Annotated in this window: 13 protein-coding genes; 6 read left to right on the forward strand and 7 right to left on the reverse strand. The window is 64.2% G+C overall.

All coding sequences use genetic code 11. The features are described from left to right. The first annotated feature begins 23 nt into the window (after nucleotides 1–23). Genes C447_RS00910 through cruF form a run of 3 tightly spaced genes read left to right on the forward strand, consistent with a single transcriptional unit; the run spans nucleotide 24 to nucleotide 3,272 of the window. Nucleotides 24–1,538 (forward strand): phytoene desaturase family protein, encoded by a 1,515-nt coding sequence (locus C447_RS00910; RefSeq protein ID WP_010612143.1) that lies wholly within the window; start codon nucleotides 24–26, stop codon nucleotides 1,536–1,538. After that, entirely contained in the window at nucleotides 1,535–2,431 is an 897-nt protein-coding gene (locus C447_RS00915) for a prenyltransferase (RefSeq protein ID WP_007689960.1), read from the forward strand. Before C447_RS00910 ends, C447_RS00915 begins: the two co-directional genes overlap by 4 nt. After that, on the forward strand, nucleotides 2,424–3,272 hold the full coding sequence (gene cruF / locus C447_RS00920; protein ID WP_007689962.1) for a bisanhydrobacterioruberin hydratase: 849 nt from the start codon (nucleotides 2,424–2,426) through the stop codon (nucleotides 3,270–3,272). The genes C447_RS00915 and cruF overlap by 8 nt, the downstream gene beginning before the upstream one ends. A 17-nt stretch (nucleotides 3,273–3,289) precedes the next feature. On the opposite strand, the gene C447_RS00925 is transcribed toward cruF, so the two are convergent. From C447_RS00925 to C447_RS00935, 3 genes are all read right to left on the reverse strand, one after another. Beyond that, nucleotides 3,290–4,234 (reverse strand): phytoene/squalene synthase family protein, encoded by a 945-nt coding sequence (locus C447_RS00925; protein ID WP_007689963.1) that lies wholly within the window; start codon nucleotides 4,232–4,234, stop codon nucleotides 3,290–3,292. Nucleotides 4,235–4,372: 138 nt separating this feature from the next. After that, complete coding sequence (locus tag C447_RS00930; RefSeq protein ID WP_007689965.1) at nucleotides 4,373–5,665, reverse strand: ornithine cyclodeaminase family domain; 1,293 nt, start codon at nucleotides 5,663–5,665, stop codon at nucleotides 4,373–4,375. A gap of 43 nt (nucleotides 5,666–5,708) precedes the next feature. Beyond that, nucleotides 5,709–6,089 carry a hypothetical protein gene (locus C447_RS00935; protein ID WP_007689966.1) on the reverse strand — a complete coding sequence of 127 codons (381 nt, stop codon included), beginning with the start codon at nucleotides 6,087–6,089 and terminating at the stop codon, nucleotides 5,709–5,711. 88 nt (nucleotides 6,090–6,177) lie between these two features. Here C447_RS00935 and C447_RS00940 point away from each other — a divergent pair, with 88 nt between their 5' ends. Beyond that, nucleotides 6,178–6,873 (forward strand): SOS response-associated peptidase, encoded by a 696-nt coding sequence (locus tag C447_RS00940; protein WP_007689968.1) that lies wholly within the window; start codon nucleotides 6,178–6,180, stop codon nucleotides 6,871–6,873. A 71-nt stretch (nucleotides 6,874–6,944) separates the two neighbouring features. Continuing rightward, complete coding sequence (locus C447_RS00945) at nucleotides 6,945–7,661, forward strand: fumarylacetoacetate hydrolase family protein (RefSeq protein WP_007689971.1); 717 nt, start codon at nucleotides 6,945–6,947, stop codon at nucleotides 7,659–7,661. Nucleotides 7,662–7,677: 16 nt separating this feature from the next. Here the strand turns inward: C447_RS00945 and C447_RS00950 are convergent, their stop codons facing one another. The 3 genes from C447_RS00950 to C447_RS00960 form a co-directional block, all read right to left on the reverse strand. After that, a complete protein-coding gene (locus tag C447_RS00950) occupies nucleotides 7,678–9,024 on the reverse strand; it encodes an alkaline phosphatase family protein (protein ID WP_007689972.1) in 1,347 nt (448 codons plus the stop codon). After that, entirely contained in the window at nucleotides 9,021–10,235 is a 1,215-nt protein-coding gene (locus tag C447_RS00955; protein WP_007689974.1) for an inositol-3-phosphate synthase, read from the reverse strand. The genes C447_RS00950 and C447_RS00955 overlap by 4 nt, the downstream gene beginning before the upstream one ends. Before the next feature lie 185 nt (nucleotides 10,236–10,420). Continuing rightward, nucleotides 10,421–11,341 carry a glycosyltransferase gene (locus C447_RS00960; protein ID WP_007689976.1) on the reverse strand — a complete coding sequence of 307 codons (921 nt, stop codon included), beginning with the start codon at nucleotides 11,339–11,341 and terminating at the stop codon, nucleotides 10,421–10,423. 145 nt (nucleotides 11,342–11,486) lie between these two features. Between C447_RS00960 and C447_RS00965 the strand changes: the two genes are divergently transcribed. Then, entirely contained in the window at nucleotides 11,487–13,748 is a 2,262-nt protein-coding gene (locus C447_RS00965; protein WP_237713490.1) for a hypothetical protein, read from the forward strand. 168 nt (nucleotides 13,749–13,916) lie between these two features. Here the strand turns inward: C447_RS00965 and C447_RS17050 are convergent, their stop codons facing one another. Beyond that, the gene (locus C447_RS17050; protein ID WP_010612738.1) at nucleotides 13,917–15,131 is read right to left on the reverse strand and encodes a glycosyltransferase; all 1,215 of its coding nucleotides are present in this window, start codon (nucleotides 15,129–15,131) and stop codon (nucleotides 13,917–13,919) included. Nucleotides 15,132–17,887: the final 2,756 nt, after the last annotated feature.

Raw genomic sequence — 17,887 nt, forward strand, 5'->3', positions numbered from 1 at the left:
CCCACGGCGGCCCGATTCGAGCCATGGAATCGCCTTCGGGGCAGCGGCAGGGTCGGTCGCTCGCGGGACGGGACGTCGCGGTCGTCGGCGGTGGGTTCGGCGGGCTGTCGGCGGCGTGCTACCTCGCCGACGCGGGGGCCGCGGTCACCGTGCTCGAAAAGAACGACCAGGTCGGCGGGCGCGCCTCGCAGTTCGAACGCGACGGCTTCCGGTTCGACATGGGACCCTCGTGGTATCTGATGCCCGACGTCTTCGAGCGCTTCTTCGGCGCGTTCGGGAAGGAGCCGACCGACTACTACGGCCTCGAGCGCCTCGACCCACACTACCGAGTCTTCTTCAAGGACGGCGACCGGATCGACCTCACGCCCGACCGCGACCAGGTCCGGGCGGTGTTCGAGTCCTACGAGGACGGCGGCGCGGCGGCCTTCGACGACTACCTCGAACGAAGCGAACGGACCTACGAGACCGCCCTGGAGCGGTTCGTCTACACCGACCGACCCCGGTTCCGCGACTGGGTCGATCCCGACGTGATGCGCTCGGCCCCGATCGGGCTGAGCCTGCTGCGCTCGATGGAGTCACACGTCTCGCGGTACTTCGATCACCCGAAGCTCCAGCAGGTCATGCAGTACACCCTCGTCTTTCTGGGCGGCTCCCCGAAGAACACGCCCGCGCTCTATACCATGATGAGCCACGTGGATTTCAACCTCGGCGTCTACTACCCCGAGGGGGGCTACGGCGGCGTCGTGGACGGCATCACCGACCTCGCGCGTGAACTCGGGGTTACATTCGAGACGGGCGCGGAGGTCGCGGAGATCACCAGCAAGCGCGACGGGTTCGTCCTCGACACCGCCGCCGGCGACCACACGACCGACCTCGTAGTGTCGGATGCCGACTACGCACACACCGAGCAGGACCTCCTCCCCGAGCACGAACGCCAGTACTCCGCCGATTACTGGGAGAAGCGAACCCTCGCGCCCTCGGCCTTCCTGCTCTACCTCGGCGTCGAGGGCGACGTCGACCCGCTCGCCCACCATACACTGGTGCTCCCCACCGACTGGGACGGCCACTTCGCGGAGATCTTCGAGAAACCGGCGTGGCCCGACGACCCGGCCTACTACCTGTGTGTGCCCTCGCAGACCGACGACACCGTGGCTCCGGATGGGCACTCGAACCTCTTCGCGCTCGTGCCGATAGCACCCGGCCTCGACGACACGCCCGCGATCCGCGAGGAGTACCGGCAAAAAGTCCTCGACGACATCGCCGAGAACACCGGCGTCGAGCTCACCGAGCGGATCGTCGTGGAGGAGACCTTCTCGGTCGACGACTTCGCCGAGCGGTACAACAGCCTTCGGGGGACCGCCCTCGGCCTCGCCCACACCCTCAGCCAGACCGCGCTGTTCCGCCCGCCTCACAGGTCGAAGGCGCTTCCCGGACTCTACTTCGCGGGCGGGTACACCACCCCCGGGATCGGCGTGCCGATGTGCCTCGTGAGCGGCGAGCACGCCGCCGAGGCCGTGATCGACGACCACGCCCGATGAGCGTCGCGGAGCGCGTCCGCCGGGGGGTGAGCCGCCTCGGGCGAGCCGTGCCACCGGACTCGCTCGCCGGCTACCTCCTCCGGCTCTCGCGCCCGCGCTTCTGGCTCTATCTGGCCGGGCCGGTGGCCGTCGGCGCGGTCTACGCCGCGTCCGCGCCCGCCGACCTCCTCTCTCCCACGGCCCTCGCGCTGTTCGCCTACTTCCTGGTCCCCGCGAACGTCTTCCTCTACGGCGTCAACGACGTCTTCGACGCCGACATCGACGCCGAGAACCCGAAGAAGGGAGGTCGGGAGGTTCGCTACACGGGGGACCGAGCCGTGCTCGCCGCCGTCGCGGTGAGCGGCCTGCTGATGCTCGGTTTCGTGCCCGTCCTCCCCTTCCCCGCGCTCGTCGCGCTCGCGGGCTTCGCCTTCCTCGCGGTCGAGTACAGTGCCCCACCCTTCCGGTTCAAGACGACCCCGCTGCTCGATTCGGTCTCGAACGGCCTCTACATCCTGCCCGGCGTCGTGGCCTACGCCGCGCTCGCCGGCGACCTCCCGCCGCTCGCCGCCGTCCTCGGGGGGTGGCTCTGGGCGATGGGGATGCACACCTTCTCGGCGATCCCCGACATCGGCCCGGACAGGCGAGCGGGGATCCGGACGACGGCCACCGCGCTCGGCGAGCGCCGGACCTACGCCTACTGTGGCGCGTGCTGGCTCGCGGCTGCGGTCGCCTTCTCCCTCGTCCACGTCCTGCTCGGGGCGCTCTTGCTCGCGTATCCCGTTTTGGTGGCCGCCATCGCGCGCTCGGCGGTCGACGTCGAGCGCGCCTACTGGTGGTATCCGGTCGTGAACACGGTCGTGGGAATGATACTGAGCCTCGGCGGCGTCTGGGTGTTGGTGGTCGGTGGCTGAGTCCTCCCTCGGGACGGCCACGGCCCGGGAGCGCATCGAGGCGCGGCTCGACCGGCTCGTCGCCGAGAACCGGTTCACCATCGCGGTGGTGTTCCCGGCCGTCGGCGCAGTCCTCCTGCTCGCGAGCGCCGCGGACCTCGTCGGCCCGCCGCTCCAGTTCAACCCCGGCCTCATCCTCCTCGGAACGCTCGTGATGCGCCTCCCGCTGGTGGCGGGGGTCGCGCCGCTGGTCGACCGCCAGGCCGCCGTCGGCATCGGCGCGCTCGTGGCCTACGCCTTCGGCATCGAGCTCGTCGGCGTGACGACCGGCTGGCCCTACGGCGAGTTCGAGTACCTCGTCGAGCTCGGGCCGATGCTGTTCGGGCAGGTGCCGCTCGGCCTCCCGGTCTTCTTCCTCCCGCTGGTGCTCAACAGCTACCTCCTCTGTCTGCTCCTGCTCGGCGAGCGGGCGCGAAACCGCGCCGTCCGACTCGTCGCGGTCATCGTCACGGTCCTGTTGGTCGACGTGGTGCTCGACCCCGGCGCGGTCGCGGTCGGCTTCTGGAGCTACTCCGGGGGAGTCTTCTACGGCGTCCCGGTCTCGAACTACCTCGGGTGGGTGCTCTCGGCGACGGTCTCGGTCGTCGTCCTCGACTTCTCGTTCGACCGCGCCCGCCTCACCCGCCGGCTCGAAGACTGCGAGTTCATGCTCGACGACCTCGTGAGTTTCGTGGTGCTCTGGGGGTCGGTCAACGCCGTCTTCGGCAACTGGATCCCCCTGCTGGTCGCCGTCGCCCTCGGGGCGGGTCTCGTGGTGACCGATCGATTCGACGTTCCGGTCCGGTCGACGGCCGAAGGATAGGAAAAGAGCCTCGTTCGTCAGCGCATCGGGGCCGCGCCCTCGGGCCCGTGGTGGCGCGTCGGAACGTGCGCGACCGTGCTGACCTTCGCGAAGACGGCGTCGGGGTCCTTGTTCCAGAGCCAGTGCCACCGGGTGCGCGCGAGCAAGGAGAGCTTCCGCGCCGTGCTCAGTTCGGGCGTCGCCGAGAGCACGTCGTAGTCGCGCTCGCGGATCAGCCGATGGTGGTCGGCGTAGAGCACCGCGGCGAGGAGGACCGGGAACTGGCAGTCCTGCGGGAGGTACTTGATGCCCGCGACGCCCTCGCGGTAGCGCTCCTCCGTGCGCCGAAGCTCGCTCGCCATCAGCGTCGCGAAGTCGTCGTCCATCTCGAAGCGCTCGATCTGATCCTCGGTGACGCCGTGTTCGTCGCGCACGGTCTGCGGGAGGTAGATCCGGTCGCGCTCGATCACGTCCTCGCGGACGTCGCGCAGGAAGTTGGTGAGCTGGAAGGCCTCGCCGAGCGTGCGGGCGTGGGGTCGGGCGGTGTCGGGGTCGTCCGGGTCCATCACCGCGGTCATCATCTCGCCGACCGCGGCCGCGGAGCCACCCATGTAGGTGTCGAGTTCGTCGTGGTCGGCGTAGCGGCGTTTCGTGATGTCGGTCGCCATCGCGTCGACGAACTCGTCGACGGCGGCCTCGGGGATCCGATACTGGTCGCGGAGCTCGCTGAAGGCCGCGAGCACGCTGTCGTCGGTGTCCTCGCCGAGCGCGGCGCGGCGGATGGCTTCGAGCCGGTCGCGCTGTTCGTCGGGCGGCGGGCCGTCGGGATCGTCGACCACCTCGTCGGCGACCCGGAAGAAGGCGTAGAGGACGTAGGTCGCGTGGCGAACGCGCTCGGGGAGGAGCCGCGTCGCGACGTAGAACGTCGTCCCCGTCCGCCGATGGATCGCCTTGCTTTCGGCGAGCTGGGTTCCGTCAACCATGTCGTTGTGTTCCGTTCGGGCGAGAGCGACTTATGTGTTTGTACGTTGTAACATCTAAGCAGGAATTATAATTCATACGTCACTTCGTTCGGCGCGGGTTTTCGCACGCCGGCGAACGATTCCGGGCCGGATCCGAGGTTACTCGTCGAGCAACTGTTCGGCGAGGATCGGCACGAACGTCCCCACGTCGGTGACCATCCCGACCGCCTGGGCGGAGCCGCGGTCGAGGAGCTGTGTGACGGTGGCGGGGTTGATGTCGACGCAGATCACGCGGGTCGAGGAGGGCAGGCAGTTGCCGACCGCGACGGAGTGGAGCAGGGTCGAGAGCATGAGTACCATGTCGGCCTCGTGGGCCTGCTCGCGGATCGCGTTCTGGGCTTCGACCGCGTCGGTCATGGTGTCGGGGAGCGGGCCGTCGTCGCGGATCGAGCCCGCGAGCACGAACGGCCGGTCGTTGGTCACGCACTCGTACATCACGCCCGACTCGACCAGCCCCTGTTCGACCGCGTCGCGGATCGAACCCGCGCGGATGACCTGGCTGATGGTGTAGATGTGGTGTTTGTGGCCCTTCCGGGGGTGGTCCAAGGTTTCGGTGTCCATCCCGAGCGAGGTGCCGTAGACGTCGCGTTCGAGGTCGTGGACCGCGAAGCCGTTGCCCGCCGAGAGCATGTCGACGTAGCCCTCGCGGACCAGCCGCGCGAGCGCTTCTCGCGCTCCGGAGTGGATCAGCGCGGGACCACAGACCGCGAGCACGGAGCCGCCCTCGCGCTTGGTCTCGGCGATGGCGTCGGCGACCTTCGAGATGGTGGACTTCGAGGGGCGCTCGGAGGAGACCCCGCCCTGCATGAAGCCGAACGCGCCCTCCCTGCCCCGCGGTCGTTCGGGCGGCCGGACCCTGATGCCGGTCTCACCGGTCACCACCAGGTCCCCCTCCTCGATGGCGTTCAGGACCTTGGTGTACGCCCGAACGCCGTCCGAACTGTCGTCCGCCGCTCGCGGCTCGCTTCGCTCCCCGCTCGCCGTCGAGTCGCTCCGCGACTCGTTCTCCTCCACTACCACCGCACAGTCCATCTCGATGCGCTCGACGGTGACCCACTCGCCGTCGTGACGGACGTCGGTCGGGTGGTTGGTAGTGGAGTAGAAGTCGGGGGGAACGACCTGGTCGTCGGGCGCGGGGTCGAGGCTCGCGTCGACCGGATGGGAGGGGTTCGCGCCGTTCTGGTGGAGTTCGTGGACGATCGACCGAAGGTCGTCCTCCGTGTCGGCGAGCACCGTCAGCCGGGCGTAGGACTCCTCGACCTCGGTTCGACCGACCCGGAACTCCTCGACCTCGAAGGACCCTCCCAGATCCATGATCGCGACGAAACAGGACTGCATCATCCCCGAGTCGATGATGTGCCCCGAGAGCTCGACCTCGCGTGAGACTGTCATACCCATCCATTCCGGGGGGTGAATAAGTCGATTGTGGGTCCGGTCAGCCCTCGACGTGGCGCTCGACGGTCCAGCGGTGGCCCGTCCGCTCGCTCAACCGGCGATAGAGGTTCCGGAGCCCCGCCGGATCGGTCTCGGGCAGGACGTGGAACTCGATCCGGCCGTCGCGGACCGCCACCCGGAAGACGTCGCTCGTCCCGGTGTCGTGGACGAGGTAGAGCGCCATCGGGAGGTCGAACCAGTCGCCGTAGGTGTAGGGCCCGTCGTCGAACACACCCCTGAGGAGGTCGTCGAGGTCGTCGTCGGTGTGGTCGGCGGCGGGCGAGAGCGAGAACACCGTGGTGCCCTCGTATTCGAGCCCCGCGTGGCGCGAGTAGCGCCGTTCCGGACGACGGGGGATCGTGAACGAGGGTTCGTTGGACATGGCGACTGACGGGGCAGTCTACGGGATTCTGAGCCTTATATCTGTGGCCGGCCGACGGGGTTATTCCCGTCGCAACCCTCCATCCACTATGTGCGGACGCTACACCCTCTTCACGCCGCCAGACGACCTCGAAGACCGCTTCGGCGCGCGATTCGAGCGCTCGCCCGAACCCCGGTACAACGCCGCACCCGGCCAGCACCTTCCGGTGATCACGAACGACGCGCCCGAGGCCATCCAGGAGCTCCGCTGGGGGCTCGTGCCGAGCTGGGCCGACGACGAGTCGATCGGGAATCGCCTCATCAACGCCCGCGCCGAGACCATCGACGAGAAACGGAGCTTCCGTGGTGCCTACGAGTCGCGGCGGTGTCTCGTGCTCGCCGACGGCTTCTACGAGTGGACCGAGACCGACGACGGCAAACAGCCCTACCGCGTGCGGCTCGAAGACGAGGCCCCGTTCGCGATGGCCGGCCTCTACGAGCGCTGGCAGCCACCACAGAAACAGACCGGGCTCGCGGAGTTCGGCGGTGACGACGAGCCGAACCGCGAGACCGACACCGTCGAGACGTTCACGATCATCACCACCGAGCCGAACGAAGTCGTGAGCGACCTCCACCACCGGATGGCGGTCGTGCTCGATCCAGCGGACGAAGGGCACTGGCTCGCCGAAGGCGGCACCGACGTGCTCCACCCCTACGAGGGCGCGATGGAGGCCTACCCCGTCTCGACGGCGGTCAACAACCCGGCGAACGACACGCCCGCCCTCGTCGACCCCACACCGGCGTAGCTCTCCAGCCCCCGGCTCGCGAATTTCGTAGCGAGGGAAAGCGCTATGTCCGCCTCGGGAGGGGAGTCGGTATGCGACTCGCACGCGCTCGGACGACCGACGGGGTCGTCGCCGGCGAATACGACGACGGCACAGTGATGGCGAACGACACGAGCTATCCGCTCGACGCGGCCGACGTCGAACTCCTCGCACCCTGTGAGCCGTCCGCCTTCTTCTGCGTGGGCCGGAACTTCGCGGCCACGATCGACCAGATGGGCTACGACAAACCCGACCGGCCGGACTTCTTCATCAAGCCGCCCGTCTCGCGCCACCCGCCGGAACGTCCGATCGAGTACCCCGAATTTACGGACGAACTCACCTACGCGGGCGAACTCGCCGCCGTCATCGACGAGCCGTGTACCAACCTCGCGCCCGAAGACGTTCCGGATGCAGTGCGCGGCTACACGGTCCTCAACGACCTCGACGCGCTCGACCAAGACGGCCGCACCGCGCGAAAGGCCTTCGACGGCTCCGCGCCGCTCGGCCCGTGGATCGAGACCGACGTCGATCCGTCGGGGATCGAGATGGAGACCGTGATCGACGACGAGGTGCGCCAGGAAGCCACGACGGAGCAGATGCTGTTCTCCCCCAACGAAGTTGTTTCGTTCCTCTCGGAACGGTTCACGTTCGCACCGGGCGACGTGATAGCCTTCGGCAGCCCGGCGAACCCCGGCCTCATCGAGCCCGGCGACGAGATCGCGATCACCTACGAGGGCGTCGGCACCCTCAGAAACACCGTCGCCGAGTGAACCCTCGATACCGCCCTCAGAGCGGGTCGTGCTCGAAGTCCGTGTCGACGTCGACCCCGAGGCGGTCGGCGAGCGTGGGCGCGACGGCACGCGCGTCGACGGTGTCCGGAATCGACGCGTCGGCCGCCGGACCACCCACTCCGTAAAATCCGTCGACGTCCCCGCGCCCGTGTGAGCCCCCGACCTTCGTCGCGTCGAGCGAGACCAGTCCCTCGTCGCCGAAGAAGAGTTCGCACGGGTCGAAGCCTGGTTTCGCGTGGATATCCATGTCACGGGCGTAGAACGGCGCGTCCGCATCGTCGCGCCACCAGTAGTACTGGAACCACGCCGAGGGCTCGGCGACGAGCACGAGGTCGCCAGCGTTGGGGTGGGCGACACCCCACTCCTCCTTCCCGCTCTCGCCGAGCACGTGCTCGACGCCCTCCAGCCCCGAGAGCGCCTCGCGCGCCGCCTCGACCGCACCCTCGTCGGCGTAGACGTGCGTGACCTGGTGGTCGACCATCGCGAACGCGGTCGAGCTTTCGAGGTCGACCTCCTCGCCGCCCTCGCCGTCGTCCCGTACCTGCAGAAGTCCCGCCTCACGAAGCGCGCGGTTCGGGTACACCGGCGTGTCGACGTCGTGGAAGCCGTACTCGCTCGCGACGTGGACCGCGGTCTCGTCCCAGCGGTCGTCGCCGCGGAGCGAGTCGAGGAACTCCCCGACCAGTTCGTCGACCACGCCGATGGCTTCCGCCAGTTCGTCGCTGCTCGGGCCGTGGGCGAGCCCGGCGTAGTCGAGATGGGGGACGTAGACCCAGAGCAGGTCGGGGTCGTAGCGCTCGACGGATTCGCGGGCGGCGTTCAGGATCCACTCGGAGGAGGTCTCGTTCGCGCCCGGACCCCAGTAGGTGTGGAGCGGGAAGTGGCCGTAGTCGGCTTCGAGTTCGTCGTAGAACTCGTCGGGGTTCGTCCAGCAGTTCATCTCGAGGATGGTGTTCTCCTCGTCCTCGATCGGCGACGGCGTGAGCGCGACGTCCGCGCTCGTCCCGATGAGATGCTGGAAACAGAACACGCCCGTGGTGAGCCCCGCCTCGCTCGCGGTCTCCCAGAGTCGATTCCTGTTCTCGCGGTCGCGCTCCCAGAGCGCCACCGAATCGGTCTCCCGGTCGTACTCGCCGTTCGCGACGTCCCCGTGAGCCGCGGGCGACTGGCCGGTGGCGAGCGTCGATTGAGCGGGAAGCGTGACCGCCGGGAAGGGCATCCCGAGGTCGGCGCGGGCGGGTTCGGGGACCAGTTCGGCGATGTTCGGCGCGAGGCCCGCGTCGACGTGCTCGCGTTCGAGCCCGATCACGTCGAGTACCACCGCCCGGCCCGCGTCGGTCATGCTCCGCCCTCCGCGTCCGCCCTGGCGTCGGTGTGTCGTGCCACGTACTCGGTGAGCATGTCGAACTGTGCGGCCAGGCGGTGTTCGTCGACGCCGAGCGGGGCCTTGAAGAACGAGGCGAGGTGGGGCTGGAGCCCGCCCTCACCCTCCCTGTCGGCGTAGGCCACCAGCCGCGCGAGGTCGAGCACGAGCGGCGCGGCGAGCGCCGAATCCGAGCCCTCCCAGGTGAACTGGAGTTTCATCTGCGTATCCAGAAAACCACGGAATCGGACGTCGTCCCAGGCGGTCTTCCAGTCGGCGAGCGCGGGCGTGTAGTCGATCCGGACGCGGTTGTGGAACGGCTCGTCGAGGATCCCGTCGAGCACGCCGCCCTTGCTGTCGAGCTTTCCGGCCTTGTTCTCCTCGTCTTCGAGGACCTCGCCGTCGCCATTCCCCAAAATATTGTGGCCCTCCCAGGACTCCACCCGGAGGTTGCGGTCGGCGAACATCGGCGCGAGCGCGGACTTCATGAGGGTTTCGCCGGTCTTTCCGTCGCGCCCCATGTGCGGGACGTTCTCGCGTTCGGCGAGTTCCCGGATCCCGGGGAGCGCGTTCGCGGCGTTCGGGGTGAAGTTCACGAACGGGTAGCCCGCACTCAGCGCGGCGTAAGCGTAGAGCGAGCTCGCGGGCAGCGGGTCGTCGTCGTCGAGTGCGGCCTCGATGGCGTCGACGGTGTCGTACTGTGTGGGGTCGTGCGGAACGGGCTCCGAGGAGGCGACGTTCACCACCACGACCCGGTCGAGGTCCTCCGCCTCGGCGAACGCGTCGTAGTCGGTTCGGATCTGGTTCGTGATCTCCCGAAGGGAATCCGCTTCGTCCGCGGCCTCGTCGGCGAGGCGTTCGACCGTCGTCCCGCAGTTCCGCGCCGTCCCGACCTCGATCCGGTCGTCGATGGCTGCGAGGTCGTCGCGAACCGCGTCGAGCGCCGCGCGACCGGGTACGCCGTTTCGCTCGTGGAGTGCTTCGGCCTGCTCGACGACGCTCCCCGACTGGACGTCGTGCCCGCCGAAGACCAACGAGTCCACGAACGGCAGGTCGAGCGCGTCGCACGGCGGGCGCTCGGTCACCATTCCTTCGGTGCCGGTCACGCCGTTTGCGATCGCCCGCGCACCCACCATCGCTGTCGTGGCGACGTTGCCGCGTGCGCCGACGAGCCAGACGCCGGTGGTCACCGGTATCGCCCCCGAGGCGACGGAACACCGACCTGGGGTTCACATCCTTCGAGTCCCACTGCATCGTTCCGGAGCGGCGTTACGAACACGTTCGATGATCGGTCAGGAGCGCATTTACCGCTTCGTATGTCCGACTTCCGAGCGGACGCCTTCGTAAGCGGTGGTCCGAGGGTCACGTCGTGGCGTTACTCATGGAGATACTGCTCGTAGAACCCACCGGCGGCACGGGCGAGTTTGCTGAGATAACCGACTCCGTAGAGCCCCACCGTCTCGCGAGCGGTCGGTGTCATCGCGTTGCTCAGTCGGCCGTAGAACTCCCGTGGCCGGAGCGGGAGGAACTTCCGCGGGTCGAGCGGGTGTGAGCTCCCGGACCGTTCGGGGTGATAGCGCCGTCGCTGGATCGACCCGCGGCCGACCCGGAACTGCTTTCGAAGCCACGCCCCGAGCGTCGTCCGTGCCGGATGGTAGACGGTGATATCCGGCTCGAAGTACTGTGTGAGCCCCGCGTCGTGAACACGCTGACCGAACTCCCCATCGCCGCCGGAGATCAGGCGTGAGTCGAATCCCCCGACGTGCTCGAAGACGGACCGTCTGACCGTCAGGCAGGCGGTGACCGTGAAGTGCGCCTCTTCGAGGTATCGTTGGACCGTGAACCCCAGGGCGCGGTCGTAGGTCGCCGTCAGCGAGTCGTCGCCCACGACGTACGTCTCGATGTCACAGCCCATGTAATCCCAGTCGTTGGCCTCGGCCGACGCGACGACCGACTCGGCCCAGGTCGGCTCGACGGTCATATCCGCATCGATGAACGAGACGAGGGATCCACGAACGTGCTCGATACCTCTGTTCCGGGCGGCGTAGGAGCTCTGGATCTCGTCCTCGATCAGCAGGGTGACGAGCTCCGGGTACCGCTCGCAGTACTCCCGGACGACCGCCGGTGTCGTGTCGTCGGAGCCGTTGTCCACGACGACGACCTCGTAGCGGGCGGTCGGGTAGGTCTGTGCGACCAGTGATTCGAGCGTCGTTCGGATCCCGCCCGGGTCGTTGTAGACCGGCACGACGACGGAGAGCCGTGGCGGATCCGCCGCGTGTCGGGATGAGGAAGGCATGATATTCGGTTGTTGACCAGGGACGACTTAAGTTGTCGAGAACGCCGCCGGGTTCGAATGAATCAGGGCGGCGGTTCGTGAAACGTCATTCAACATCGTTGAGGACTTATACGACGATTACGTCTCCCACCATGGTGTTTAAATAATGGACGGTGCAGGCGTGGGCGAAAGTGATGACTCCGAGGGGAGGGACCAGGTCGTCTCTCGGCATCCGACCAGACGGCGCGAGTACCTGAAACTGGCGAGCACGGCCGCGGTGTCTGTGTCTGGCTTATCGATGGCATCCGGGCAGGTCGCCGCAGCCAGAGTGGGTGGTGCCCAGTTTGATAGGGTCGTAAACATGGTCTCGGATGCGGGGTGTGACCCTACTGGCGGAAGCTCCTGTCACGACGAGATCATGGAATACGCCGCTGACGATACGCTGTTGAAGTTCCCGGAAGGAACGTATCGTCTCAATACAGGTCCAAACACACATATCGAGCTCGATGAGTACGACGCACTCGGTCTCGTTGGCGAGAACAGCAACGTCACGTTCAAGTTCACCAGTGGGACTGATGGATACAAAGATATTGACGTCACCAATATAGGGAATTTCGTCTACGAAAACATCGATTGGGACATCACGGCGAACGACTGTGCGCCGGGCTTCGCGGTTCGAGCCCGCGACCACCTCCACATCGAAAACCTCGCAGTCCGCGGTCGTCAGGACAAGAACGGTGGCTTCACTCTTCAACCGGGGATCGCGAACGCCAGTGGGGAAGGATATATCAAGAACTTCTCCGCGACGGATGGGTGCGAGATCGGGAGCGTCGAACGGAACGGCGTGCTCGTAGCGTCCGGACGAAACAACGGCACCCTCCGGTTCATCGACTGCCACCTCGAGGAGTTCTCGAACAACGGTATCTACGCCGCCGCCTCCGGCGGCCCGATCCAAGTGGAGGGTGGGACGTTTCGAAACTCCGAGCCCTCCCAGCTTCGGTTCTCGGGTGAAGGGAGCTACGTCGACGGCGCGACCGTCGAGCTCGACATCTCGAAGATGCCCCGAGAGTACGGCGAGCAGATCGAGAACGCCCGCGGGATCTGGTGGGAGACCAAGAACACGACGCCCCTCCGCAGCGGCGGCGAGATCCGGAATACGGACGTCGTGATGCGAAACGCCGGGCCGCCGCCCCTCGAAGAGACCTCGCCCAACTCCTCGGCCGGCATTCTGATCCCTTCCGGTGGCGTCACGATCAGGGATTCCACGGTTCGGATGGACATCACGCCCCGCCCGGCGATACACGCCCAAGGGCCGCTTCAGTCGGACCTCCCCGAGCCCTATCGGGTCGTGATGGACAACGTGACCGTCGAGGGGTCCGCCAACGACTGGGCGGCCGTCCAGATCGAGGAACGGCCGGGATCGGTGATCCGAGGGTGTGAGTTCGATATCGGCTATCGCAACGGGATCGTGCTCGCCGAATGCGACGACTCGACGGTGGAGAACACGACCATCAACTCGCGATACGGTGGGGGTCGGCCGATAGTGCTCTGGGGCACGGAAGCCAGTATCGATAACGTCTCGACGAACAGCGACAACCCGTTGCCGGATGGAAGCAACGGCGATTCGATCTACGGTCCGAGTCCGGTCGGTGGTGGCGGCGAAACGGAACCACGAGAGGACGTACTCACGATCGATAGCGGCGGGTCACAGGTTGAATACACGGTTGCAGCGAGCGAGGGGATCGAAAAGAGCACCGCGAATGGAGCCTCAATTGAGGACAGCGATACTATTTCGAGAAGCGTCGCAGTCGGTCGAACCGGAGAGAATGATCCCGATAGTTACATACTGTCCGGCGAGTTGGTCGTGCTAGACATCGAGGGAGACGCAACAGTAACGCTCGGTGGAAGACGGGTCGAACCGAACGGGTATTTCGACAACGTAGTGACGGTCAATGGAGAAGATTCAAGGAGTGAATACACGCTTGCTACGAGCGGTGTCCTCAACAAAACCGGGGCTAACGGGGCCACCGTCGACAACAACGACACAGTACGGGGCTCGACCGCCGTTGGCGAAGTAAACGATGACGTAGACAGCTACAAGTTCTCGGGTGAACTCGTCGTCCTTGATGTCAGTAGTGGAGTAAACGTAACGCTCAATGGTAGACAGATAGATCCGAATGATTATTTCGACAACGTAGTGACGATCGATGGCAGCGATTCGCACGCGGAGTATACACTCACCACGAGCGGTGTCCTCAACAAAACCGGAGCGAACGGTGCTACCGTCGACACCAACGACACAGTTTCGGAAACCACCGCCAGCGGACAGGTACATGGTGGTATCGACAGCTACAAATTCGTCGGCGAAATCACAGATTACAACATCAGTGGTAGTGCAGATGTGTTGGTGAACGGCAAGCCGATATGAGACGAGAGTAGCCAAATCGTACGGCCTCTTGCAGAATTTCCCAGCATATTTATATAAAATATTTTGAATTTCCCTACTGGTATCACGAGAGGGTATTCATGTCAAAGAATTTATATGAAAAATTGTACCGATCAATCTCCGTATTTTGGGGTAGCAACGTAGTAGTCGCTACTGAAGCAGGTCAAGATAGAGATGCTCTAGATCGTCATTCAGGTCAGATATGTCGAAGTTTTTGCGAACGTACGAAAGCCCCGTATTAGCCATGTCAGAACGCTGTTTCGGATCCAAAATGAGTTGTTCAAGCCGATCAGCTATTGCGAACGGATTCCGTGCAGGAACAAGGAACGCCGACTCACCAGGGGATACAGCCTCCCGAATGCCACCAACGTCCGATGCCACGATCGGTAGTTGACTCGCCTGGGCTTCCAATAGTACCATCCCGAACCCCTCCTGCAAGCTTGGAAGCAGAAAGACATCCGAAGATGATAGTTCATCGACGACGCCCGACCTGCTTTTGTTTCCGCAGAGAGTTACAGTGTCACATAGATCGTTTGCCTGTATCAATTCTCTAAGGTCTTCCTCAGATGACCCCCCACCAACGACTCGGTACTCGATATCCGTGTCGGGCAAACGTTGCAAGAGATCTTTGATGGCGAGAATGCCGTATTCGATGCCTTTTACCTTCTCAAGGCGGGCAACTGTAGTTATTGTTATCGTATTCGTCTCATTCTGGTCATTCACGTTGTCATTCGTCCTAAACAAGGAAGGGTTAATGCCGACGTGATGAACGCGAACCTGAGACGGATCAGCACCAAACTCTATCAGTTTCTGACGTGTGTATTCCGTATTCGCTAAAAGGCAGTCACACTGCTCGAATAATTCGTTATAGATATCACCTCCGTGCTTCTCCCCCTCGCGTATGCCCCACCCATGAAACATCGTGACAAACGCATCACACGCACCGGCTTGGTCGAGTTTGGCAGCCTGACGGCCGATGTGCCCAAAGTGAGCGTGTAGTACATCCAGATCCGAATCAAGTATTGGACGTGCCTGATAGCTAAATCGCCCTGCGTTTCGTATCCCGTCACTAACTGCGATATCTACAAGCGTCCGTCGAGCGTCTGCGGGCCCGGACTGCAGGAGGTCGGCGGAGTTGCGGACTGCCCCGATAAGCGATGCGAGTGGGGATTTCGGAGAACCAGTTCGAACTAAGCGGTTAAATATGTTATAATCACTTACCTCGGGATGATGGACGGCTTCGTCGGAGATAGTGGGAACAAATATAGGGACGTCATGACCACGGTCGATCATACCAGTGATCTGATTTAGAATGAACGTCTTAGACGTCTTTGGAAATTCGTTCGCCATTACACCGATCTTCATGCCTTTTGGTTCCACCATACGCATATATGATATCCGATTTTCAGTCGGCTACCCGCATCTACCAAGATTCGTAGAGTGTTTTACGTCTATGAACTAATATCTGTCAGTATCTATTCTATTCCCGTTCAGTAAAACGTCAGCGTTCCCATTGAGGTCTATATTTGTTAGATCATTTGTGAATTTGTAACTGTCCCATCCACCTCGAACCTGTCCGGATGCTGATGACCCCTGGGTATTGTCATTTGGATCAACAGTTGCACCGTTCGCGCCGGTCTTTTCGATTGAGCCTGTAGTTGAGAGGGTGTAACTCGCGTCCGAGCCTGCTCCTCCAATAGTCACTACGTTGTCAAAGTAATCGTCCGGATCTATCCGGTCGCCATTGAGCCTCACTGTTACATCACCTTCGGTGTTGAGAACCACCAATACTCCTGTAAATTTGTAACTATCCGTGTCGTTGCTGACCCGCCCGGTCCCCGTTGAGCCAACCAGATCATCGCTACTATCGATCGATGCACCATTTGCACCCGTTCGATTCAACCGCCCGCTCGTTGCCAACGTGTACTCGCCCCCGGATCCGCCATCTTCAATCGTCACCACGTCGCCAAAGTAATCGTCCGGGTCTATCCGGTCGCCGTTGAGAGTTACTGTCGCATCACCCTCAACATCGAGGACGACCAGTGCGCCCGAGAACTTGTAGCTGTCAGCGCCACCGTGGACCTGGCCGATCGCCGTCGAACCAACCAGCTCGTCATTGCTATCGACAGACGCACCGTTCGNGTCAGCGCCACCGTGGACCTGGCCGATCGCCGTCGAACCAACCAGCTCGTCATTGCTATCGACAGACGCACCGTTCGCACCCGTTCGACTCAACCGCCCACTCGACGCCAACGTGTACTCGCTTTGGACGTCCCCACCATCGATCGTCACCACGCTGTCGTAGTAGTCGTCCGGATCGACTACTTCACCGTTGATTCTTACTGTCGCATCCCCGTCCAAGTTCAGTGCTACCAATTGCCCGGCGAACTTGTAGCTGTCAGCGCCACCGTGGACCTGGCCGATCGCCGTCGAACCAACCAGCTCGTCATTGCTATCGACAGACGCACCGTTCGNGTCAGCGCCACCGTGGACCTGGCCGATCGCCGTCGAACCAACCAGCTCGTCATTGCTATCGACAGACGCACCGTTCGCACCCGTTCGACTCAACCTCCCGCTCGACGCCAACGTGTACTCGCTTTGGACGTCCCCACCATCGATCGTCACCACGCTGTCGTAGTAGTCGTCCGGATCGATCCGATCGCCGTTGAGTCTCACCGTTGCATCACCCTCGACGTCGAGAACGACCAGCGCACCCGAGAATCCGTAACTATCGATACCTCCATCACCCCCCTGACCGGTCGCCGTACTCCCCGAAATATCGTCGTTGGGGTCAATGCTCGCACCGTTCGCGCTCGATTTCTCCAGCTCGCCACTCGCCGCGACCGTGTACGAGAATCGCCCCCCGTCACTCGCGATCGTAAGTTGGTTCGAGAGGTCGCTACCGGAATCCTCGTTGGGTACCGGGCACGAACCGCTGTCCGAGAGGTTGGACTGGGAGACGGACGACCCGTCCTCGACGACCTGTCGGTTCGTTACGTCGATGGTGCTGTTTCTCACCCGACAGCCATCGGAGTTCACGACGACGACGCCGTCGCGGTCGGAACCGTCGTGATGAATGCAACAACCATCGACGAGGGAGTCCGGGCGGTCGACCAGTTTGATCGCCCCCTTACTGCTGGCACTACCCGTGATGCTCACGTTCCGGAAGACCGCGGAGTGGGGTTCGGCCGGTGGTTCGTACGCGCCGCCGTCGGGTTCCTTCCCGAGGACGGCCCGAACCCCGTCCGGGTCGACCCCGATACGCGTGTTCCGCACCTCGAAGTGGCCCGCCGTCGACTCCGCGACGATCCCGCCGCTGGTCTGGGACGTCGAGCGCACGGATATCTCACAGTTGCGGATGGAGACGTCCACTGGCGTGTAGTTGTGGCCCATCTCGATGCGTACCCCACGGTAGTTGAGCGCCTCGTACGGATTCGGCGCTTCGCTGGCATCGGCGTCCACCTCCAGACTGGCCCCGTCGATGTAGCTGTTCTCGCTCCCGAGGCGGATCTGGTTGTTGTCGTTGTTGCGGTAGNGCTCTGAGGTTCGTCACCAGTCCCGTCCCGCTCTCCGACCGTACGATCGGATAGAAGAAGTCCTGAACCCGCGGGTTGCCCTTGTCGGACCCGACACCCGGCGAGTATCCCGGTTGCCCTTTCGGGATCGAATCCCTGTGTATCCCCTGACCGATGAGTTCGACGTCGTGGACCCGGATGTCGTCGTCGCCCGCGATGTGGAGGGCGGGCGTCGCCCCGTCGGCCCGCTGGTCGATGTCGATACCCTCGAACAGCACCCCTTCGCCCCGGTCGACCACCAGGACCTTCTCGTTGAAGTCCTCCGGAACCGTAAAGCGAGCGTCCCCGACACCCAGAAACCCGACGTTGGTGAGGCCGAGAACCGCGTTCTTCTCGGTGATCTTGTACTCACCCTCCGGGAACTTGAGCAGGGTGTAGTCGTCGGCTGCCGCGGTGATCTGGTCGTCGCAGGGTTCGTTTCCCGACGGGTCGCACCCCGCGTCCTCGACCATGTTCACGGTCCGATTGAACTGGATNCTGGATCCCCCGACGCGTGAACGCCGCGCTCGCCGACCCCGACAGGAGTCCCGCCGACCCCGCCGCGGC

Origin of the sequence: Halococcus hamelinensis 100A6, assembly GCF_000336675.1 — an archaeon.
In the GTDB taxonomy this organism is placed as follows: domain Archaea; phylum Halobacteriota; class Halobacteria; order Halobacteriales; family Halococcaceae; genus Halococcus; species Halococcus hamelinensis.